Raw genomic sequence first — 20,282 nt, forward strand, 5'->3', positions numbered from 1 at the left:
TTTAATTTTAATGAAATATTAACTTCACCCCCCTGTCATATAGCACCTTTAGTTTGTTCATAACTTTCCAAAAACAACCAAGCACTTACGCTAGGAAAACTTATGACTGAGCAAATGCCTTTTAACGACGATTATGATAGTAACAATTCGGGGAATACTGAATTTTCAGAACTGTTTAATAAAAAAATTACACGTCGTGATCTTATAACCAAAACAGCTGGTGGTGCTGCTGCACTAACACTAGCTGCGTCATTATCTGCTTGTGGCAGCGATGATGACACTGTAACGGAAACCCCAACACCTGTAGGACCAGGTACCGAATCTACACTTAAATTTAACGCTGTTGACAAAAATACAGTAAACCAATTCACTGTTCCTGATGGCTATGAAGCACGTGTACTTTACGCACTGGGAGATCCGCTAACAGAAGGGTTAAGCGAATGGGATGACAGCAACATCCCATTAGGTGCATCTTTCACACTTCGTTCTGGCGAATGTCATGATGGAATGACCTTTTTTGGCATGAAAAGCAGTAAATATGATGCCCATGAATCAAATACTGGTCTATTGGTCATGAACCATGAATATGTAGATAAAGCGGATATCCTTCACCCAGTAGGTCATACCCACGGTCTGGGCAAAGACGATATTCAGCTTACAACTGGCTTAATTTCACGCGTTGAGGATGAAGCACTACGCGAAATTAACTGCCACGGCGTGTCGATCATCACAGTCAACAAAAATCCAACTACGCAAGCAGTTACTTTGGATAAAATATCGAATCTCAACCGTCGAATCACAGCTGCAACGCCAATTGATCTACGTGGCCCAGTGAAGGGCAATGTTCTGGTTCAAAATAAAATCAGTCCTGATGGCTCATTCAGCTTAGGCACCATTAACAACTGTGGTAACGGCTATACTCCATGGGGTACATACCTAACAACCGAAGAAAACTTTAACCAATATTTCTCCCGTGATGATGCACTACAAGATAGCAATAAAAAGGTCGCTCTTAACCGTTATAAAATTGCATCGATTAGCAGCTATAAATGGCATACCGCGATAGCTAGCGAAGCATCGATTTCAACTGATATTAACGCTCATGGGAAAATCACCCTTGAAAATGTTCAAGATCTTTATGAACGCTGGCTAGTAAAAGCAACGAATGGAACAGCTCAGCAAGACTTCCGCCACTCGGACAACACTTTTGGCTGGATTGTAGAAATTGACCCATTCAATGGCACTGAACGCCCTGTAAAACGTACCGCCCTCGGTCGTTTTGCACACGAAGACTGTCGTGCAAGCCGTGCCATTGCGGGTCAACCACTAGCATTCTATATGGGTGATGATTCACAAGGGGAATACATCTACAAATTTGTATCAGATACCAACTGGGATCCTGCTGATATAAACAAAGGCTACACTGCAGGCGACAAATATATGGATCACGGCAAACTTTATGTTGCTAAGTTCCATTTTGATGAAGCAACGCAGAAAGCAACAGGTGAGTGGATTGAGTTAAATATCTCAAACCCAATCATTTCAGGCTATAGCAAATATATATTTGCAGATCAGGCAGATGTACTCGTGAATGCTCGCTTAGCAGCAGATGCTGTCGGTGCAACCAAAATGGACCGTCCAGAGTGGGTTGCTGTAAACCCTCATAATGGCGAAGTCTATGTGACTTTAACCAATAACGCATCACGTAGCGCTGAAACAACGGATGCAGCAAATCCACGTAGCTATATCGACCAAAAAGCAGGTAAAGATCAAAAAGGGAACGTTAACGGACATATTATCCGCTTCCGAGAAGACACTGACCAAGTAACAGCCACCAAATTTGTTTGGGATATCTTCTTATTTGGTGCTCAAGCTTTAAACGATGCAGGTCAAGCAAACCCAGAAAACTTATCAAAACTAAACGAAAACAATGATTTCTCTAGTCCTGATGGTATGTGGTTTGACCCACGTGGCGTGCTATGGATCCAAACTGACGATGGCGCATATACAGATAAGACTAACTGTATGATGCTTGCTGCACTTCCAGGTTCTATTGGGGATGGTAAAACCGAAACCTCTACTGTAGGCAAAAAGACCCCGATGGGTCTCAACTTAGATGACAAGAAATTACGTCGCTTCCTCACAGGCCCAAGTGGCTGTGAAATTACCGGTGTAACCATGACACCTGACTACAAATCGATTTTCGTCAATGTTCAGCACCCAGGAGGCGTATGGCCATCCAACCATAGCAATACTGTCAGTGGAGGCAAAGGAACTCGCCCACGCTCAGCAACAGTAGTCATCACGCGTAAGGATGGTGGTGAAATTGCAGGTGAAGGTTTAATCCAAACAAAAACTACGACTGTATAATTTTTCGAATAAAAAATGCCGACTCGATGTCGGCATTTTTTATCGGCTTAAGGGCAAATCGATTTGAATGATATTTCCTTGTGTTGCCCCTTGCTGGGATTTTTCCTGCCATAACCAGGCATCATTTTTCATTCTTAAGAAATTCGAACAGCGCGTGCCATACACTGGACTTTGAATAAAAGTCGATGAGAGTAATTCTTCCATCTCTGTATTTATGCCAGTTTGTGGAAGCAGTTCAGGAATGATTTTGCGTTCATCTTCTAAAATATCCCAGACTGCAAATTCAAGATCCGCTTCAGTCGTCGCGTTCTGCTGCAACATCGGCAAGAATTCTTGAGTAAAGCGTTTACGCAAATGTTTGGTCTTTTCCCAGTGTTCCGACATTAGTCCATTAGAAACCACATATACCCCTTGAGCCAAGACTTGTGGCGCTTCACCTCGATTACTCATATAGACTGCCTGATTTCGATCCCCGAGCAATAAATTAAAACCGGCATAATCACCTTGCCGTTTTTCTAATGCTTGAGCAAAGCGGATCGGCGTTAAACCTGACTCTAAAAAAGCTTGAATCAGATGACCGCGTGAAGTCGGATATATTTTTTTATCAGTTGCATCTCGAAAGTTGGTCACGACTGCCCATCTACCCGATGCAGTCACCCCCATCCATGTTCCACCCGACTGCAGATCTTGTCCAGCAATAATCGGACTATTTCCCCAAATTTTTAAACCAGCCGTCGGACGGGCATAGAACTCATCCCGATTGGAAATCAGACACAAAGGCGTATCTTCCAAGACTTGCCAAGCTAAAGCTACAATACACATAATCTATGCTCTTTATCTTTACACATTGAATGTACAACATTTTTCATCACATTCAGCTAAAATCTGTGCAAAACAGAATCACAAGGAACAGGAATGCTGACCTATCCCAATATTGACCCAGTTGCTGTATCGCTGGGACCGTTACAAGTCCACTGGTATGGATTGATGTATTTACTGGCATTTTTATTTGCCTGGGGACTGGCCACTTATCGAACCAAGCACAGGGATGGCTGGACACCCGATATGGTGTCTGACCTGATTTTCTATGGGGCCTTAGGTGTGGTGGTCGGGGGGCGTCTTGGCTACGTATTGTTTTATGGTTTTGAGCAATTCCTGGCCAATCCACTCTGGTTATTCCAGGTCTGGACTGGCGGCATGAGCTTCCATGGCGGATTTTTGGGCGTAATGATTGCCATGCTGTTCTGGTGTAAAAAATACCAGAAAACCTGGTTCCAAACGCTCGACTTTATTGCACCATGCGTACCAACGGGTTTGATGTTTGGCCGAATCGGCAACTTTATTGGTGGTGAATTGTATGGTCGTCAAGTCACTGATCCAAACTTTGCCTTGGGCATGATTTTCCCGACCGATCCGCTGCAATTGGTGCGTCACCCCTCACAGCTTTATCAAGCATTGGCTGAAGGGTTGATTCTGTTTATTGTATTGTGGTGGTTCAGTTCAAAACCACGTCCACGGATGGCCGTTTCAGCCTTGTTCCTGATTGGTTACGGCATTGCACGCTTTGTGGTGGAATTCTTCCGCGAACCGGACAATGGACAGCTGTTTATTGGCTGGATGAGTAAAGGACAATTCCTGACTGTACCCATGATTTTGATCGGTCTCTGGATGATGTGGTACGCCTACCAAAAGAAAATTTATGATTGGGGTCCACAAAAAAATACTTAATTTTTAGCGAGGCAAAAGCCTCGCTTTTTTATCTTTGTTTTTGCTAAAGTGCAGTCAGTCCTCGTTTATCTATCAGAAGAATATGCTCGAATTTTGGTTTAATCCTAAAGTGTCCATCCTCCGCAAACTCATGATCTTTGCGGTTATTGCTATTGTTACCGGCGTACTTTACTGGATGGAACCGCTAAAACCCGATGCAATCCTGATGTTCTTAGGCACCGGTATTATTTTTCTGATTTGCCGTTATTGTAAAATTCATTTTGCTTCAAAAAATCCCACTAGATTGTTATATCGTCTGTTGACCTGGATTCCGATTGCCCTATTACTGGCACTTATTTTTATGCAGATGAAAGATGGTGAAATTTTAATTCCGGGGGCACAAGGTATTGGCTTTATGGCTTTAGCCATCTGTCTATTTTCACCTTTGTCTTTACTGAATAAAAATGATGTTGCAGACGAGAAATAATCATGCTGGAATTTTGGTATTCAGATAAATGTAGCCGTCAAATAAAGCTGATGGTCTGTATTGCTACCTGTGTGATGATTTATCTGTGTTCCACAGTACAACAACTTTCCTCACTGTTTACCGGAATCAGCATTGCTATTGGCATGGGCATACATGGGTTAAGGGCTTTAAGCCTAAAGATAGCGGAAGACAATCCCTATAAAAAAGGCTTTGCTATGCTGATTTTTATCATACCGCTGATCGCTTTAATTATTTTAATTTCAGCCTTACCTACACAGCATAAAATCGTTCTTGCCATGCAAGCAATTGGATTTGTTGCAATTGGTTTATTTATCTTATCAATGTTTCCAAATCATAGGTTTGATAAAAATGAAGAGAGCTGATCAAGCATCTTTGTGATTCAGCATGCAGTTCATTCATCTTTATTCAATCTTGGTGAATTTTATAATTGATCAATTTCATACTACTGAAAAATAAAAAAGACCGCTAAAAAGCGGTCTTTTTTCAATCATCCGAAGACGATTAAGCAGCTAATGCGTTTTTCGCTTTTTCGGCGATAGCAGCAAATGCAACTGCATCATGCATAGCGATGTCTGCAAGTACACGACGGTCGATAATCACTTGAGCTTTTTTCAAGCCAGCGATCATACGGCTGTACGATAAACCATTAAGACGCGCACCAGCATTGATACGTGCAATCCACAAAGCGCGGAATTGACGTTTCTTCTGACGACGGTCGCGGTAAGCATATTGACCTGCTTTAATTACTGCTTGGAACGCTACGCGATATACGCGTGAACGAGCGCCGTAGTAACCTTTAGCACGAGCAAGAATTCTTTTATGACGGCGATGAGCCTGGACACCACGTTTTACACGAGCCATTTATAAATCTCCTTAAAGGTATGGGCACATACGGCGAACTGAAGCAACGTCACTTACGTGAACCATTACACAGCCGCGCAATTGACGAATACGCTTAGCAGATTTTTTGGTCAAAATGTGGCGTTTGAACGCTTGTTTACGCTTGATACCGTTAGCAGTCGCTTTAAAGCGTTTAGCTGCACCACGGCGAGTTTTCATCTTAGGCATAACAACCTCTTTTGAACACCTGTTCGGAACGTCTGCACCATTGCAAAAACGACCTGCAGGTAAGGGAGCGAGTATTCTAAAGCATCTTTGCTTAAAACAAAAGCAAATATCCTCAAAATACGCAACCAATCGTCTGCTTCTGTTAGTCTTATTTGAGAATCTAAGAAATATTAAATGTAGGATTTTTTTATTAATAAATCATTTATTCGGTCTTATAATTATCACAACATAAGAATACTGGATTAACATGACTCCCGCACAGGATGCTTTTGCGGCACTGCGCTATCGTGATTTCTCAATTGTCACGGTGAATCAGTTCTGTCTCACTCTCGCCATTTTAATTCAAGAAATTATTGTCGCGTATTCACTTTATCAAATTACCAAAGATCCTCTGACCCTAGGTTTGATTGGTTTAGCCGAAGCGATTCCGTTTATCACCTTGTCTTTATGGGGTGGCTATTTTGCTGACCGCTTTAATAAACAGACCATTATGAAAATCTGTTTGTTCTTTGCCGTGCCTTTACCTTTGGTTTTATGGTGGCTATTTCATCGTTATGGTCTAGGTGAAATTGGGATAAATATCCTTTCTTGGGGAATTTATGCAGTTATTTTTGGCTTGGGTACGATCCGCGGTTTTTACAATCCCTCGGCTACTTCACTCAAGCCGTTTCTGATTCCTCGTGATCTCTATGCCAATGGTGCAACCTGGACCACGATTGGCTGGCAAAGTGGCGTAATTATCGGACCCATGCTCGGTGGTTTCATGCTGGCATTTTTAGGTCGCGAAACCAGCTTGCTATCGGTCGCGGTATTGTTGAGTATCTGTTTTATTTTAATCAACCTGCTGCAAAAACGTAGCTTCCCAAAAATCGAAACGGATAATCTGGTTGAAAGTCTGGGCGATGGTTTCCGTTTTATCTGGAAAACCAAAATTGTGCTGTGGGCAATTTCTCTAGATCTGGTTTCAGTCTTATTTGGGGGTGTAATTGCCCTGCTGCCAATTTTCGCTGAAGATATTTTAAAAGTCGGTCCTGAAGGCTTGGGTTATTTACGCGCTGCTCCTTCCATTGGCGCACTTTTTACCATGATTGCCCTAACCAAGTTTCCACCGACCCAAAATGCTTGGCGCAATATGTTGCTTGCCGTGGCCGGTTTTGGAGTGTTCACGCTGCTGTTTGCCTTCTCAAATAACATGTGGCTATCCCTGTTTGCTTTAGCCATGACCGGTGCCTGTGACAGTATTTCAGTCGTGGTTCGTCAAACCATCCTGCAGATTTACCCGCCTGAGAATATGCGTGGACGCGTTGCCGCAGTAAACGGCATGTTTGTCTCATCAAGCAATGAATTGGGTGCGTTTGAATCTGGCTTAGCGGCAAAATACATGGGTGCTATTATGGCAACGGTCTTTGGCGGCTGTATAACCATGGCTGTCGTGACTATAAGCTGGATCAAAACCAAAGACTTATTTGGTGTAGATATCACTCAAGGTGATGATCAAAGACGTTAATTCACTTTTTAGACTTGCGAGTATTTCTAATTCAGGAAATACTTCGCACTCACAATGCTCCGCTACCGCCGCAACCTCTGGTTTGATTAAAGAAACTAATATTTATGAAGCAAATACTGTGTTTTTCTCTACTAATGAGCTTACCGTTAAGCGCTACATATAGTGCTACAGCTAATCCATCCAAACAACTCGCGGTTCAAAAAAGCGCAGCCCTTCCGGCGCATTTAACCACGCGCATTCAGTGGATCAAATTTCCACACCCCCATTATAAAAATGAAGATTTAAAAGATCAAAACCGTAGTGCGATTATTCGCATTTATGCCGATGAAACCGGTACGATTAGCAAAGCCAGCGTTCAGGAAAGCACCGGCTTAACGTATTTAGATGATCTGTTAATTAAAGCTGTACGTGAGGTGAGTGTAAAACCGCATGTCGAAAATGATACTGCTCTTCCACAAATTGGCTATCAAACGTTTAACCTAAAATTAAGCCAAGACAATGACACTAAAGTTTGCCAATACAACTTTAACTCTAAAAACTGGCAGGCTCAGCAGCACGATAAAAAAGTACCTTTTTCATATCGTGCTCAACCGAGTCTAGATCTCGATTCTGAACAGCTCAATGGACATAATCGTGCGGTAAAATTTACTTTTAAAGTAAATAAACACGGAGATGTAAAAAAAGTCAAAGTGAAAAAAGGTTCAGGTATTTATGCTTTAGACCAACAGATCGTTCAAGCTGTATCCAACAGCCAGGTTTCAGTGAAACGTACTGCCAATAGCTTATGGATGTATAAAAAATCTAGCTTTAGAGATGAAATCAAGTTCGATTTAAATCAATGCCGGTAATTTAAATACGAGTCTAGGCAATAAAAAGAGATGCGCCCTGCATCTCTTTTTAAAACATTGAAAAAGCAGCATAGATAAATAAATACCGTCCTACTTTGGCAATACTCACAATCCATAAAAACCGCCAGAAGTTTTGTCTTAACAAGCCGGCAATTAAAGTAATCGGATCACCAATAATCGGTACCCAGCTCAATAGCAACGACCAGTAGCCATATTTTTGATAGATTGCTTGTGCCTTTAACATTTGCTGCTCAGAGACAGGAAACCATTTTTTATCTTTATAGTGTTCGATTTGAAAGCCTAGCCACCAATTCACACAGGATCCCAAAATATTTCCCACGCTTGCAACAAACAGCAGTCCAATAACTGAATGACTGCCCTCGGCCAACAATGCCAATAAAACAGCTTCAGACTGTAAGGGCAATAAAGTCGCTGCGCCAAAAGCAGAAATAAACAGTAAAACGTAGGACAGCATTATGCAAACAACAGTTTAAAGACCCAGCTTTTTCTTGGTGGATTGATATTCATAAATTGACCAGATAATGAATAAAATCATCACCACCCATCGCGCCAAATCGTAACGCTGTGCAATGACGCGAAAAATTTCTTTAGATACTGATGGATCATTGGCTTTTAGCATTTCTGCAACTGACTGCATATGTACGACTTCAGCAATAAATAACAATAAGCAACATGCAATACCAAAGATAATTGCCCAATAAATTTTCTTATTTGTTTCAATAATACGGGTCAGATTTAAGAAAAAGTCTTTCATAGCCATGAGGTCCAATAAAAAACCACCGCAACGGGTGGTTTATTTTTTGCGAGATTTAAGCGGTATTATTGCGTAATCTTAGCACAAAAACCTTTCGCAATTTTCATCCTCAAGGATTCACTTGAATTGCCAATGCACGTTGCACTGCCGGGTGTGCAGTTAAGCGCTCAATATATTCTTTTACGTATGGATAATCTTCGAGTTGAATTTGCTGCCATTCATAACGCAAGATCCACGGCAGAATTGCCATATCGGCAATTGAATATTCACCCGCGACATATTTTTGACCCATCAGCTGTTTGTTCAACACACCATATAAACGCTTACTTTCATTGATATAACGATCAATCGCATAAGGAATTTTTTCAGGTGCAAATTTACCAAAATGATGATTCTGTCCAAGCATAGGTCCTAAGCCACCCATTTGCCACATCAACCACTGTTCAACTTCAATACGTTGCTGTTCATCAGTTGGATAGTACAAGCCGGTTTTACGTCCCAAATATTGCAAAATTGCACCAGATTCAAATACGGAAATAGCTTCGCCACCCGGACCATCCTGATCGACAATGGCCGGAATTTTATTGTTTGGAGAAATACGTAAAAAGTCAGGTTGAAACTGATCATTTTCCATAATATTGATGGGGAAAATTTGATAATCCAAGCCCATTTCTTCTAAAGCTATTGTAATTTTATGACCATTGGGCGTTCCCCAATAATAGAGATCAATCATTTTTTCTACCTTTTGTCTTTCTGGTTCTATATGACATTATTGAACAATATGGATATTTATAGCATGTTTTACTGCACTAAGCCTTAATCTTTAGTGAAACTTAATAAACACAATTAAGCTGCTTGACCTAATATTCTCCCCCTATTATCCGATTAAGATTTTTCTCAATTTTTTTTAATTAAAATACTTGAAAAGCTAAATTTCAGACCTATATTTATTCAAAGTAAAGCAGTGATCGCTTGAAGCTATAGCTTTACAGACTGTTGATGCTCAGCATGACAGCCTTGAAATCTTATTTATAAAACTTTGCTGAACTCAGGAGGTTCTATCAATGAGTAATGTAAGTCTTACTCCACTATTTCGTCGCAGTATCGGTTTTGACCGTCTTAATGATCTATTTGATTATGCGATGCAAAGTGATACCCCTAATTATCCACCTTATAATATTGAAAAGACGGGTGACAATCACTACCGCATTGTGGTTGCTACCGCAGGCTTTGCCGAAGAAGAACTGAGGATTAATCTTGAAAATCAAGTACTCACCATTTTAGGTAAACCTGCGGAAGAAAGTACCGATAACACCATTGAATTTTTACATAAAGGAATTGCCCGTCGTTCATTTAAACTCTCGCTACGCCTAGATGAACATATTGAAGTACAGCATGCCGACTATGAAAATGGTTTATTAAAAATAGAATTACAGCGCATTATTCCAGAAGAAAAATTGCCAAGACAAATTCCGATTGGTAAGAAAGTTGAACGCTTAGAGTCCACGACTGTCGACGCATAAACCATATAAAAGACCTGCCTATATGCAGGTCTTTTTCTATTTCTTCTACTTTTGATTCAATATTAACTCAAAAAAATAAAATGATATTTAAAAGCTTATATGAAATATACTGTTCAAGCAGTACATAAAAAATTATAAACATTTGCAAAGAAAAATAGGCAAAATATGCATTATTCAAGACCTGCCAATATGGGTCCGGCCACGATCTTTATCGCTTTTATCTGCTTTACGATTCTAATCGGTTTATTTCTTTTTGGCTGGCCACATTATAAAGTATGGAAACAAGGTATGGATGGTCAAGCGGCCTTGGCAGAAGCAGAGCAATCCAAAATGATTCAGGTTCAGGTCGCTAAAGCAGAATTGGAAAGTGCCAAATTGCGTGCTGAAGCCATAAAATTAGTCGGTCAAGCCGCGAAAGATTATCCTGAATACCGTAAACAGGAATTTATTGGCGCCTTTGGTGAGGCATTACGGGATGGCCGTATTCAGCAAATTATTTATGTACCGACCGAAGCCAATATTCCAATTGTGGAAGCAGGTAAAAATAGTTCCCCTTTGCAATAAGTAAAAAAGGCAGGCATAAAAAAGCACTGCATTTGCAGTGCTTTTTTATCAATGGATCAACAAGTGCTTATTTTTTACGTTTCGGTCCAATGAGCATGCCCATTTGACGACCTTCCATTTTTGGTGCTTGTTCGACTGTACCGTATTCAATTACGTCTGCTTCAACTTTTTGTAATTGAGCAAGACCTAATTGTTGGTGAGCCATTTCACGACCACGGAAGCGCAAGGTAATTTTTACCTTGTTCCCTTCCTCTAGGAAACGAAGAATTGCACGCAACTTGATGTTGTAATCACCAATGTCTGTACCAGGACGCAACTTAATCTCTTTAACCTGAACTTGATGCTGTTTTTTCTTCGCATCTTTTTGCTTTTGCTTCAGATCGAATAAATGTTTGTTAAAGTCCATGATTTTACAAACAGGTGGCTCTGCATTAGCAACGATCTCAACAAGATCAAGCTCAACTTCTTCTGCAGAACGCAACGCTTCAGCAAGTGAAACGATGCCTTTTTGTTCACCATCTGCAGCAACGAGACGTACTTCTTTCGCACGGATCTCGTCATTCAATGCAGGACGATTGCTTTTAGCACCTTGTTGTTGGTTACGGTCAGGCTGTTTAATCTTTATTACTCCACAATGTACCGGCCACGTTCGGCTACGGCTGCTTTCACTAGGTCAACGAAGGCATCAATTGACATAGTACCTAAATTTTTTCCTGAGCGGGTACGGACATTCACAGTACCTTCCTCTACTTCACGGTCTCCAAGAACCAGTAAGTAAGGAATACGCTCTAAAGTACGTTCACGAATCTTAAAGCCGATTTTCTCATTTCTCAAGTCAGAAATGGTACGAATTCCACTTTCTTTAAGTTTAGCGACGACTGACTCACACGCCTCGGCCTGTGAATCTGTAATATTCATTACACATGCTTGTGTTGGTGCTAACCAAGGTGGCATAAAGCCCGCATAGTGCTCAATAAGTATACCAATAAATCGTTCAAAACTTCCAAGAATTGCACGATGTAACATTACTGGCTGATCACGGTCGTTATCTTCTGTGACATAAGAAGCATCTAAACGCTCAGGCAAGTTAAAGTCACATTGAATAGTACCACATTGCCAGATACGACCTAAGCAGTCTTTCAATGAGAATTCAATCTTAGGACCGTAGAATGCACCTTCACCTGGTTGTAAATCCCAATCTAGACCTGCAGCATCTAAAGCATCAGCCAAAGATTTTTCTGCCATGTCCCAAAGTGCATCTTCACCAACACGTTTTTCAGGACGAGTCGACAATTTCATTTGTACTTCTTCGAAGCCAAAATCTTTGTATACATCCAGTGTCAATTTGATAAAGTCTGCAACTTCCTGACCAATCTGTTCTTTGGTACAGAAAATATGCGCGTCATCTTGAGTAAAGCCACGAACACGCATAATGCCATGTAATGAACCCGATGGTTCATTACGGTGACATGAACCGAATTCTGCCAAACGTACAGGAAGATCACGGTACGATTTTAAACCCTGATTGAACACTTGTACATGACAAGGACAGTTCATTGGTTTAACCGCATAGTTGCGGTTTTCAGAATGCGTGGTGAACATGTTGTCTGCATAGTTTGCAGCATGTCCTGATTTTTCCCACAACGTGAAATCGACTACCTGGGGGGTACGGATTTCTTCGTAGCCGTTGTCTTGCTGCACTTTACGCATGTACTGTTCAAGCACTTGGTAAATGGTCCAGCCATTTGGATGCCAGAACACCATACCTGGCGCTTCTTCTTGCATATGGAACAAATCAAGCGCTTTACCAATTTTACGGTGATCGCGTTTTTCTGCTTCTTCAATTCGTTTTACATAAGCCGCAAGCTGTTTCTTGTCTGCCCACGCTGTACCGTAAATACGTTGTAACTGTTCATTCTTCGCATCACCGCGCCAGTAAGCGCCCGAGATTTTAGTCAGTTTGAATGATTTTAAGAATTTGGTATTTGGAACGTGTGGACCACGGCACATATCCAAATAATCTTGATGGTAGTACAAGCCCATTTGTGTCTCGTTAGGCATGTCGGCAATCAAGCGTAATTTATATTCTTCGCCACGTGCTGTGAATTCTGCAATCACTTCGTCACGCGGAGTCATTTTTTTCACAACATCATAGTCTTGATCGATGAGCTTTTTCATACGCTCCTCAATCGCTGCCATATCGTCTAATGTAAATGGACGTGGCATCCAGATGTCATAGTAGAAACCTTCTTCAATGACCGGACCAATCACCATTTTTGCTTCTGGGAACAATTGCTTAACAGCATGGCCAACCAAATGTGCGCATGAGTGACGAATAATTTCGACACCCGCTTCGTCTTTAGGCGTAATGATTTGTAGCGTTGCATCTTCAGTGATGAGATCAGACGCATCCACTAAACGATCATTCACACGACCAGCAACGGTATTTTTTGCAAGACCAGGACCAATGCTGAGCGCAACGTCCATCACAGATACGGCTTGATCAAACTGTTTTTGATCGCCATTTGGCAAAGTGATAATTGGCATAAGAAATCCTTAAGGAGTGATGCCCCGTACCATGGGGCATATCACCGCGAGATTATGATCGAGGCAAGGCCTCAAAAGATAAAAACGGTGGATAAATAAAATCGATTCGAATTTTACACGTCTTATCCACAGGATTAAACCTTTTTACCTAGAAAATTCGCGATTTGGCTCATTTTGAATTTATTTGTCAATGCTCCACCCTTATCAGAATCTGGGAATCTTACTGCTCATTTTATTCTCTAAAGGTATCCCGCTCTGCAAATTCTGCTTGAGCATAGGCATAAAGCTTGGCAAATTGCGGAATAAGTGCTTCGCTCTGTTGCGGCCTTAAAAACACATAATTATCCACAACGACATCGTACTGTTTGAGAACCTGCACCATTTCCTCATTGCTGCTACGTCCATATAAAATGTGCGGCTGACATTTTGCAGGATAAATATAATCTGCTCGCCAATAACCACCCTATACAAACAAAGCTTGATTATTATGGGCAAGATAATTCAGTAATTCTAAACCGGCTAATTGACAATACGGCAAAACTTTCAATACCGGTGTGGCAATCCAGAGTGCACACTTAAAAACAGATAAATTGTCCAGATCACAAGCACTCGGCTTAATCAACATCGAGCCAAATGCCAGATCATTACATTCGCTCTGTTGGGAATGCTGCATAAAAGCTGGGCTTCTACTCGCGTTAAAGCATAAGTCTGCATGCCATAAATCTGGAAATTGCTGCCGAATAATGGCTTCGTATTGCTGATAACTTTTTCGAGGCTTTCTATTATTTTCGGCAACTTAGCAATATGGGCATCGTAGCCCATCAAACCGGATAGTTTTAAATACCTTGAATGCTGAATCAGCTTGAGCAAGTCTATAAACTGTCCCTGACTGCTTACCCTGCCACGATGTAAGCCGACATCAATTTCAATATTTACCTTCAGGCAGATATTCAGGCGTTGTGCGAGCTGCAAATATTGCTCTAGCCGTGCCATGCATTGCGGTAGAAATAGCTCCCGCCAAACTTTGCTGATCAATATCGCCTTGATTGAGTAATGCCTGATTGATCGGGGCAAGATATTCACCTAAATAATATAAGCGCGTGCCCGCCAGAACGGTGCATTGGATTTAATCTTCATCCAATGCCACCACGCCTTTTAACTGATCAAGATTAAGCAGCACATCATTCGTCTTAGCCACAGCACTAAATGAATGTCCTGCACCCACGACACGAATATGGACAGAGGATTTCACTATTTTTTGTAATTCATTTAATGCTGAGGTTAAAAATTTTTGGATCTACCTGCTGAATTCCAGACCAGTTCTGCCATCCCTTATCCGCCTGTTGTATTTTCATTATTATTATCTGGCTAATATTATTTTAATTGCCCGAATAGAGTAAAATACCTAAAAAATCAAACATGGGAACCCATGCGTTCAAAATATTTCAGTGGCATTAAATAATTTAATTAATATTCAATAGCTTAAAAATCATAAAAACGCACTCGACTAAAGCCTAAATGCAAGATTCCCAAGAAGTGCATATCTTTTCAACAGGATATGAAAATAAATATAGAACGGAGTTTGAAAATGGTTAACGCATACGATGAATTACCGCGTACCCCCGCAAATTTTGTAGCGTTGTCACCTTTACGCTATCTTGATCGTGCAGCGTATATCTATCCAAATCAAAATGCGATTATTCACGGTAAGCGCCGTATTACCTGGCGTGAGAAATACAATCGTTGCCGTCAGTTTGCCAACCAACTCCAAAAATTAGGCATCGGTAAAAATGATACCGTTTCAGTACTGCTGCCAAACGTCCCTGCCATGATTGAAGCACACTTTGCTGTACCAATGGCAGGTGCTGTACTCAACACCTTAAATACGCGCCTGGATGCCAAGACACTCGCATTCATGCTAGAACATGCTGAAACCAAAGTATTATTGGTTGATCCTGAATTTACTGCGCTTGCTACAGAAGCACTCGCACTCATTAAACAAGACATCTATGTGATTGATGTGGCCGATGCAGAATTTGAAGGTGAAAATACCCATATTGGTCAAATCGAATATGAAGACTGGATTGCCCAAGGCGATGCAAATTTCGAATGGCATTTACCCCAAGATGAATGGGATGCAATCAGCTTAAGTTACACCTCTGGAACCACAGGTAATCCCAAAGGTGTGGTTTACCATCACCGTGGTGCCTACATTAACGCGGCCAGTAATATCATTGCTTGCGGCATGATGCCTCGTGCTACCTATTTATGGACTCTGCCACTGTTCCACTGTAATGGCTGGTGCTTTGCCTGGACCATGGCAGCCAACGGTGGAACCAATGTCTGCTTGCGTAAAGTCGATGCTGAACTGATTTTTAAACTGATTGCTGAACATAAAGTGGATTACTTCTGTGGCGCGCCAATTGTATTGTCGATGCTGATCAACATGCCTGAAGAGAAAAAGACCAAGCTTGATCACCGTGTCGAAGTGATGGTCGCGGGTGCTGCACCTCCAGCAGCAATCATTGAAGGAATGCGCAATATCGGTATTAACGTGACTCATGTATACGGCCTGACAGAAACCTATGGCCCTTCTGCACTTTGTGCATCACAAGCCGGTTGGAGTGACTTGTCGATTCAAGAACAAGCGCAATTGCACTCACGTCAGGGCGTTCCATATCCACTGCAAGATGGCATGAAAGTGCTTGATCCTGAAACTATGCAAGAGGTTCCGCATGATGGTCAGACCATGGGAGAAATCATGTTCCGTGGCAATATTGTCATGAAAGGTTATTTAAAGAACCCTGAGGCAACGGCTGAAGCCTTTGCCGGTGGCTGGTTCCATACTGGCGATTTGGCAGTTTTCCAATCGGATGGCTATGCCAAAATTACCGACCGTTCCAAAGACGTGATTATTTCTGGTGGTGAAAATATTTCATCGCTTGAAGTGGAAGAAGTGTTATATCAACATCCTGCTGTACTCACTGCAGCAGTGGTGGCAAAACCTGATCCACGTTGGCAAGAAGTTCCATGTGCCTTTGTGGAACTCAAACAAGGTAAAACAGCAACACCTGAAGAACTGATGGAATTCTGCAAACAACATTTAGCCCGTTTCAAAGTGCCTAAAGATGTCGTGATTACCGAGATTCCTAAAACTTCAACCGGGAAACTGCAAAAATTCATCTTGCGTGACTGGGCAAAAGAACGTGCTGCAGGTGAGTTTAATTAATTTCTTTCTAGTACAACATTGGCCCTCCTTCTAATAGGATTTCTCTCTTTTCAGAAGATGAGGAGCAGTGCTCCGCAAGGAAGAGACCATATACATCGAAGAAATACGTGATTTTACGTAGCTATTTGAAAAATGAGTTGTTTGAAAGATATTTTTTGGGATAGAGGTCAACCCTCTCTTTAATCCCCCAAAGGGAGAGAGAAATCTTAAGGTATAAAAAAGCGACTCTATTGAGTCGCTTTTTTACATTTTGCACTGAACAAAAAAATCAGTTATCTGAAATCAATGCCACTTGCTGAATATAGTTAAATAACTTCAGCTTAGATGCAGCGACTTGTTCTTCAGGCAATTGTTTGGTGATATCACGTTGAATACGCAAGATATGCTGACGAATCGGATGATGCTCAGCCGCATTATGCGCTTTCATGAATTCTTTGATTGCTGGATCACCCTGTGCAATCATTCGGTCAACCCAACGCTGTAATTGCGCGGTTTTTTTCGCACCTTGTTGCGGCGTTAAATAAGACAAAATTACTGCCTCATCTTCATTACGCAATAATTTACCAATCCGTAGAAACTGACGACGACGTGCCTCGTGTGAAGTAATACTACGCACATCAAGCAAAGCATCAATTAAACGCTCTTCCACAGGGAGTTTCTGAATTTGTTTAAGGCTCAATTCAGAGAGTTGTTCACCTAAAGCAGCCATACGCTGAACTGCTTTTTTTTGTTCGGTTTTGCTTGCACGTCCTTCTAAAGTTTCAAAGTCATCTTCAGTAAAACGCTGTTGCGGTCGACGTGCCACGATTAATCTGCCTCGTAAAATTTTGCTGCAAATAGTGCCTGAATTTCAGATAAAGCTTGTTCTTCATCTGCACCTTCAAGCACTAAACGTAAAGTTGTGCCTTTGCCTGCACCGAGCATGAGCAAGGACATAATATTTTTTGCATCGACTAATTTGTCACCTTTACCCATTTGAATCGATGAACGAAATTTGGTGGTAACTTCAATTAGCTTTCCAGATGCACGCGCATGTAAACCTAGTTTATTAATTACGTCAACAGTTGTGTCAATCATGACCAGTGCTTCATTTCCCTGTGTAAGACCTGAATAGACCATTTTGCCTCAAGAGCTTTTTTGAGTCTATCCACTATATATACTGAACGGTGCTGCCCTCCGGTACACCCAATCGACACTGTCATATAGTGACGATGCCCCTCTGCGAAGACAGGCAACCATTTATCTAAAAAATGATAAATATCTTCGAACATTTCGTTGGTTTGTTCACTTTGCAGTAAAAACTGTTGCACAGGTAAATCCAAACCTGAGTATTTCCGCAATTCCAACTCCCAATGCGGATTAGGCAAATGACGTACGTCAAACACATAATCGGCATCTAGTGGAATACCGTGCTTATAACCAAAAGACTGCAAAATTAAAATGAGGTTATCGGATTGTCCAAGTTTAGACAACAAAGTGTGCTTCAGATCATGCACACTTTTATCCGTAGTATCAATATGTACCGTTGAACGTAATTGTATCGGAAGCAATAAGGTTTTTTCTTCCTGAATACACTGATTCAAACTTTTAAAACGACTGGACAAAGGATGAGGACGACGCGAAGCACTAAAACGGGAAATCAATTGTTGATCTTGGGTGGTCAGATAAATGATATCGACTGAACCATGGGTTTGCAGTTGTTCAAACACATGATCAAACTCTTGTAAGTCTGCACGAGTGCTGCGTACATCTACGCCTAGAGCCAATTGTTCTAAATTATTTTCACTGTCCAGTTTAGCAACAATTTCAGGCAGCAATGCCAATGGCAAATTATCAATACAGTAATATCCCAAATCTTCAAGCACCTGTAATGCAGATGATTTTCCTGATCCGGATTGTCCTGTAACGATTAAAATACGCTTCATGGCAAGGCTGTCCTTAACTAAATTTTACGCAGTATACTTAACTTGCAAGTTATCAATCAGTCGGGTTGTACCTAATTTTGCTGCGATAAACAAAACGACATCCTGATTAAATGCTTCTATTTGCTGTAATTCCAGAGTACGTGCTTCCACATAATCCACAATAAAACCGGCTTGTGTCAACTTTTGCTCAATATTTTCCAACACTTCCGCTAGCGCAATACCGCTTTGAAGTTCTTGTTCAGCAGCTTTTAAACTTTGGTAAATGGTCGGTGCAATCTGACGATGTTCTGCACTTAAATAACCATTACGCGAACTAAGTGCCAGACCATCTTCAGCACGGGTAATCGGTACGCCAATCACTTCCAACGGAATATTTAAATCACGTACAAACTGACGAATCACCGCCAATTGCTGATAATCTTTTTGTCCAAAGAATGCAAAATTCGGTTGCACCATATTAAACAGTTTAGTCACAACAACCGCTACGCCATCAAAATGACCTGGACGCTGTAAGCCACACAAATCATTGGTGATTTCAGAGACACTAATATTGGTTAAACGGGGTTTATTACCATACATTTGCTCAACGCTTGGCGCAAAAACAATGTCACAGCCTACGTCTGCCAACAAACGGCTATCCTGTTCCAAAGTACGCGGATAATTTTCAAAATCTTCATTTGGACCAAACTGAATTGGATTGACAAAAACACTGACCACCACTACATCACATAATTTACGCGCTTCACGTACAAGGTTTAAATGACCTTCGTGTAAATTACCCATGGTTGGAACAAAACCAATAATTTTTCGTGCCGATCGAGCTGGACTAAGTGAAGCCGTTAATCCTTGAATGGTGGTTTCTGTTTTCATGTTTACAGCTCGACTTGAAAAGTGTGTTCTTTGGCAGGGAAAGAACCCTCTTGTACTGCAGCATGGTAGGCTTTAAAAGCATCCAAAATTGCAGTTTCCCCCGCTTGTTCTTTCATAAAATTACGTACAAATTTAGCCACACGACCAAAGGTCAGCCCAAGCATATCTTGAACCACAAGTACTTGACCATCAGTATCTGCGCCCGCCCCAATCCCAATTACAGGAATATGCGGGAACAGTTCAGCAATTTCTTTACCCAATTGTGCAGGTACACATTCTAATAATAATAATGCAGCACCCGCTTCAACCACGGCTTTACAATCTGCAATTAGTTGATCCGCTGCTTCACGTGTACGGGCTTGTAACTTATAACCGCCAAAGACATGCACGGATTGTGGTGTTAACCCTAAATGTACGCACACTGGAATACCATTACGGGTCAAAACAGTGACGGTTTCGCTTAACCACGCACCGCCTTCCATTTTGACCATTTGTGCACCAGCTTGCATAACAGTTTTTGAGCTCTGCAATGCATCATTTAGGGTCGCATAACTCATAAACGGCAAATCAGTCATAATAAAGGCATGCTGATTACCACGACGTACCGCTGCAGTATGGTAAGCCATATCTTCTACAGTAACCGGCAGAGTGGAATCACGCCCTTGAATCGACATCCCTAAAGAATCACCAATTAAAATACTGTCGACTTCGGCAATTTCCATCGCTTTTGCCATGCTTGCATCATAACAAGTCAAACAAGAAAATTTGCGTCCATCAGTTTTAAATTTTCTTAAGTCGCTGAGACTAATCATCAAGATATTCCTCTAACACATGCTTTCCA

The 20,282-nt window shown here is 41.4% G+C and carries 23 protein-coding genes and 1 pseudogene; 9 read left to right on the forward strand and 15 right to left on the reverse strand.

Features of this window, described 5'->3' with window-relative positions; genetic code table 11:
* The first annotated feature begins 102 nt into the window (after nt 1-102).
* On the forward strand, nt 103-2,370 hold the full coding sequence (locus ACP69Y_RS02140; RefSeq protein WP_425915739.1) for a PhoX family protein: 2,268 nt from the start codon (nt 103-105) through the stop codon (nt 2,368-2,370).
* A 39-nt stretch (nt 2,371-2,409) separates the two neighbouring features.
* Here the strand turns inward: ACP69Y_RS02140 and ACP69Y_RS02145 are convergent, their stop codons facing one another.
* On the reverse strand, nt 2,410-3,192 hold the full coding sequence (locus tag ACP69Y_RS02145; protein WP_425915741.1) for an NRDE family protein: 783 nt from the start codon (nt 3,190-3,192) through the stop codon (nt 2,410-2,412).
* 93 nt (nt 3,193-3,285) lie between these two features.
* On the opposite strand from ACP69Y_RS02145, the gene lgt reads away from it, so the two are divergent.
* The 3 genes from lgt to ACP69Y_RS02160 all read left to right on the forward strand — a co-directional run bounded on the left by lgt (nt 3,286) and on the right by ACP69Y_RS02160 (nt 4,947).
* The gene (gene lgt / locus ACP69Y_RS02150; protein WP_425915743.1) at nt 3,286-4,098 is read left to right on the forward strand and encodes a prolipoprotein diacylglyceryl transferase; all 813 of its coding nucleotides are present in this window, start codon (nt 3,286-3,288) and stop codon (nt 4,096-4,098) included.
* A gap of 82 nt (nt 4,099-4,180) precedes the next feature.
* On the forward strand, nt 4,181-4,564 hold the full coding sequence (locus ACP69Y_RS02155) for an AzlD domain-containing protein (protein WP_425915745.1): 384 nt from the start codon (nt 4,181-4,183) through the stop codon (nt 4,562-4,564).
* 2 nt (nt 4,565-4,566) lie between these two features.
* Nucleotides 4,567-4,947, forward strand: a complete 381-nt coding sequence (locus tag ACP69Y_RS02160) for a hypothetical protein (RefSeq protein ID WP_425915747.1) — start codon at nt 4,567-4,569, stop codon at nt 4,945-4,947.
* Nucleotides 4,948-5,086: 139 nt separating this feature from the next.
* On the opposite strand, the gene rplT is transcribed toward ACP69Y_RS02160, so the two are convergent.
* Together rplT and rpmI are read right to left on the reverse strand one after the other, a co-directional pair.
* The gene (rplT, locus tag ACP69Y_RS02165; RefSeq protein ID WP_425915749.1) at nt 5,087-5,446 is read right to left on the reverse strand and encodes a 50S ribosomal protein L20; all 360 of its coding nucleotides are present in this window, start codon (nt 5,444-5,446) and stop codon (nt 5,087-5,089) included.
* Nucleotides 5,447-5,458: 12 nt separating this feature from the next.
* Entirely contained in the window at nt 5,459-5,653 is a 195-nt protein-coding gene (gene rpmI / locus ACP69Y_RS02170) for a 50S ribosomal protein L35 (protein WP_067721945.1), read from the reverse strand.
* Between the two features lie 247 nt (nt 5,654-5,900).
* On the opposite strand from rpmI, the gene ACP69Y_RS02175 reads away from it, so the two are divergent.
* Nucleotides 5,901-7,160 carry an MFS transporter gene (locus ACP69Y_RS02175; RefSeq protein WP_425915752.1) on the forward strand — a complete coding sequence of 420 codons (1,260 nt, stop codon included), beginning with the start codon at nt 5,901-5,903 and terminating at the stop codon, nt 7,158-7,160.
* 104 nt (nt 7,161-7,264) lie between these two features.
* The gene (locus ACP69Y_RS02180) at nt 7,265-8,008 is read left to right on the forward strand and encodes an energy transducer TonB family protein (protein WP_425915754.1); all 744 of its coding nucleotides are present in this window, start codon (nt 7,265-7,267) and stop codon (nt 8,006-8,008) included.
* Nucleotides 8,009-8,057: 49 nt separating this feature from the next.
* Here ACP69Y_RS02180 and ACP69Y_RS02185 read toward each other — a convergent pair whose 3' ends face one another.
* The 3 genes from ACP69Y_RS02185 to ACP69Y_RS02195 form a co-directional block, all read right to left on the reverse strand.
* Nucleotides 8,058-8,480 (reverse strand): YqaA family protein, encoded by a 423-nt coding sequence (locus tag ACP69Y_RS02185; protein WP_425916062.1) that lies wholly within the window; start codon nt 8,478-8,480, stop codon nt 8,058-8,060.
* A gap of 18 nt (nt 8,481-8,498) precedes the next feature.
* Complete coding sequence (locus ACP69Y_RS02190; RefSeq protein ID WP_425915756.1) at nt 8,499-8,783, reverse strand: hypothetical protein; 285 nt, start codon at nt 8,781-8,783, stop codon at nt 8,499-8,501.
* Between the two features lie 109 nt (nt 8,784-8,892).
* Entirely contained in the window at nt 8,893-9,516 is a 624-nt protein-coding gene (locus tag ACP69Y_RS02195; protein ID WP_425915758.1) for a glutathione S-transferase N-terminal domain-containing protein, read from the reverse strand.
* 331 nt (nt 9,517-9,847) lie between these two features.
* Between ACP69Y_RS02195 and ACP69Y_RS02200 the strand changes: the two genes are divergently transcribed.
* Complete coding sequence (locus tag ACP69Y_RS02200) at nt 9,848-10,306, forward strand: Hsp20 family protein (RefSeq protein ID WP_425915760.1); 459 nt, start codon at nt 9,848-9,850, stop codon at nt 10,304-10,306.
* 189 nt (nt 10,307-10,495) lie between these two features.
* Nucleotides 10,496-10,870, forward strand: coding sequence for a hypothetical protein (locus ACP69Y_RS02205; RefSeq protein ID WP_425916064.1), 375 nt, complete (start codon nt 10,496-10,498; stop codon nt 10,868-10,870).
* Nucleotides 10,871-10,937: 67 nt separating this feature from the next.
* On the opposite strand, the gene infC is transcribed toward ACP69Y_RS02205, so the two are convergent.
* The 4 genes and pseudogenes from infC to ACP69Y_RS02225 form a co-directional block, all read right to left on the reverse strand.
* Entirely contained in the window at nt 10,938-11,489 is a 552-nt protein-coding gene (gene infC, locus ACP69Y_RS02210; RefSeq protein WP_425916066.1) for a translation initiation factor IF-3, read from the reverse strand.
* A 5-nt stretch (nt 11,490-11,494) separates the two neighbouring features.
* Entirely contained in the window at nt 11,495-13,417 is a 1,923-nt protein-coding gene (thrS, locus tag ACP69Y_RS02215; protein ID WP_425915762.1) for a threonine--tRNA ligase, read from the reverse strand.
* Nucleotides 13,418-13,649: 232 nt separating this feature from the next.
* Nucleotides 13,650-14,404 (reverse strand): annotated as a pseudogene (locus ACP69Y_RS02220) (alanine racemase); the annotation flags it as partial.
* Nucleotides 14,405-14,543: 139 nt separating this feature from the next.
* A complete protein-coding gene (locus tag ACP69Y_RS02225; RefSeq protein ID WP_425915764.1) occupies nt 14,544-14,669 on the reverse strand; it encodes a hypothetical protein in 126 nt (41 codons plus the stop codon).
* A 336-nt stretch (nt 14,670-15,005) separates the two neighbouring features.
* On the opposite strand from ACP69Y_RS02225, the gene ACP69Y_RS02230 reads away from it, so the two are divergent.
* Nucleotides 15,006-16,646: an acyl-CoA synthetase gene (locus ACP69Y_RS02230; RefSeq protein WP_425915766.1), complete on the forward strand. Its 1,641-nt coding sequence runs from the start codon at nt 15,006-15,008 to the stop codon at nt 16,644-16,646.
* Nucleotides 16,647-16,914: 268 nt separating this feature from the next.
* Here the strand turns inward: ACP69Y_RS02230 and yjgA are convergent, their stop codons facing one another.
* Genes yjgA through panB form a run of 5 tightly spaced genes read right to left on the reverse strand, consistent with a single transcriptional unit; the run spans nt 16,915 to nt 20,253 of the window.
* Nucleotides 16,915-17,451 (reverse strand): ribosome biogenesis factor YjgA, encoded by a 537-nt coding sequence (yjgA, locus tag ACP69Y_RS02235; protein WP_131216529.1) that lies wholly within the window; start codon nt 17,449-17,451, stop codon nt 16,915-16,917.
* A gap of 2 nt (nt 17,452-17,453) precedes the next feature.
* A complete protein-coding gene (locus ACP69Y_RS02240; RefSeq protein ID WP_425915769.1) occupies nt 17,454-17,723 on the reverse strand; it encodes an HPr family phosphocarrier protein in 270 nt (89 codons plus the stop codon).
* A complete protein-coding gene (gene rapZ / locus ACP69Y_RS02245; protein WP_131216533.1) occupies nt 17,720-18,571 on the reverse strand; it encodes an RNase adapter RapZ in 852 nt (283 codons plus the stop codon). The genes ACP69Y_RS02240 and rapZ overlap by 4 nt, the downstream gene beginning before the upstream one ends.
* 24 nt (nt 18,572-18,595) lie before the next feature.
* Nucleotides 18,596-19,441 (reverse strand): pantoate--beta-alanine ligase, encoded by an 846-nt coding sequence (gene panC / locus ACP69Y_RS02250; protein ID WP_425915771.1) that lies wholly within the window; start codon nt 19,439-19,441, stop codon nt 18,596-18,598.
* A gap of 2 nt (nt 19,442-19,443) precedes the next feature.
* Entirely contained in the window at nt 19,444-20,253 is an 810-nt protein-coding gene (gene panB, locus ACP69Y_RS02255; RefSeq protein ID WP_425915773.1) for a 3-methyl-2-oxobutanoate hydroxymethyltransferase, read from the reverse strand.
* Nucleotides 20,254-20,282 lie beyond the last annotated feature (29 nt).

Source organism: Acinetobacter sp. TSRC1-2 (assembly GCF_049895885.1).
Classification (GTDB): Bacteria; Pseudomonadota; Gammaproteobacteria; order Pseudomonadales; family Moraxellaceae; genus Acinetobacter.

Excerpts from the sequence above, each read along its gene's own strand:
- ACP69Y_RS02140 (WP_425915739.1), top strand. The coding sequence starts at position 103 with ATGACTGAGCAAATGCCTTTTAACGACGATTATGATAGTAACAATTCG.
- ACP69Y_RS02145 (WP_425915741.1), bottom strand. The coding sequence starts at position 3,192 with ATGTGTATTGTAGCTTTAGCTTGGCAAGTCTTGGAAGATACGCCTTTG.
- lgt (WP_425915743.1), top strand. The coding sequence starts at position 3,286 with ATGCTGACCTATCCCAATATTGACCCAGTTGCTGTATCGCTGGGACCG.
- ACP69Y_RS02155 (WP_425915745.1), top strand. The coding sequence starts at position 4,181 with ATGCTCGAATTTTGGTTTAATCCTAAAGTGTCCATCCTCCGCAAACTC.
- ACP69Y_RS02160 (WP_425915747.1), top strand. The coding sequence starts at position 4,567 with ATGCTGGAATTTTGGTATTCAGATAAATGTAGCCGTCAAATAAAGCTG.
- rplT (WP_425915749.1), bottom strand. The coding sequence starts at position 5,446 with ATGGCTCGTGTAAAACGTGGTGTCCAGGCTCATCGCCGTCATAAAAGA.
- rpmI (WP_067721945.1), bottom strand. The coding sequence starts at position 5,653 with ATGCCTAAGATGAAAACTCGCCGTGGTGCAGCTAAACGCTTTAAAGCG.
- ACP69Y_RS02175 (WP_425915752.1), top strand. The coding sequence starts at position 5,901 with ATGACTCCCGCACAGGATGCTTTTGCGGCACTGCGCTATCGTGATTTC.
- ACP69Y_RS02180 (WP_425915754.1), top strand. The coding sequence starts at position 7,265 with ATGAAGCAAATACTGTGTTTTTCTCTACTAATGAGCTTACCGTTAAGC.
- ACP69Y_RS02190 (WP_425915756.1), bottom strand. The coding sequence starts at position 8,783 with ATGAAAGACTTTTTCTTAAATCTGACCCGTATTATTGAAACAAATAAG.
- ACP69Y_RS02195 (WP_425915758.1), bottom strand. The coding sequence starts at position 9,516 with ATGATTGATCTCTATTATTGGGGAACGCCCAATGGTCATAAAATTACA.
- ACP69Y_RS02200 (WP_425915760.1), top strand. The coding sequence starts at position 9,848 with ATGAGTAATGTAAGTCTTACTCCACTATTTCGTCGCAGTATCGGTTTT.
- ACP69Y_RS02205 (WP_425916064.1), top strand. The coding sequence starts at position 10,496 with ATGGGTCCGGCCACGATCTTTATCGCTTTTATCTGCTTTACGATTCTA.
- thrS (WP_425915762.1), bottom strand. The coding sequence starts at position 13,417 with ATGCCAATTATCACTTTGCCAAATGGCGATCAAAAACAGTTTGATCAA.
- ACP69Y_RS02230 (WP_425915766.1), top strand. The coding sequence starts at position 15,006 with ATGGTTAACGCATACGATGAATTACCGCGTACCCCCGCAAATTTTGTA.
- ACP69Y_RS02240 (WP_425915769.1), bottom strand. The coding sequence starts at position 17,723 with ATGATTGACACAACTGTTGACGTAATTAATAAACTAGGTTTACATGCG.
- rapZ (WP_131216533.1), bottom strand. The coding sequence starts at position 18,571 with ATGAAGCGTATTTTAATCGTTACAGGACAATCCGGATCAGGAAAATCA.
- panC (WP_425915771.1), bottom strand. The coding sequence starts at position 19,441 with ATGAAAACAGAAACCACCATTCAAGGATTAACGGCTTCACTTAGTCCA.
- panB (WP_425915773.1), bottom strand. The coding sequence starts at position 20,253 with ATGATTAGTCTCAGCGACTTAAGAAAATTTAAAACTGATGGACGCAAA.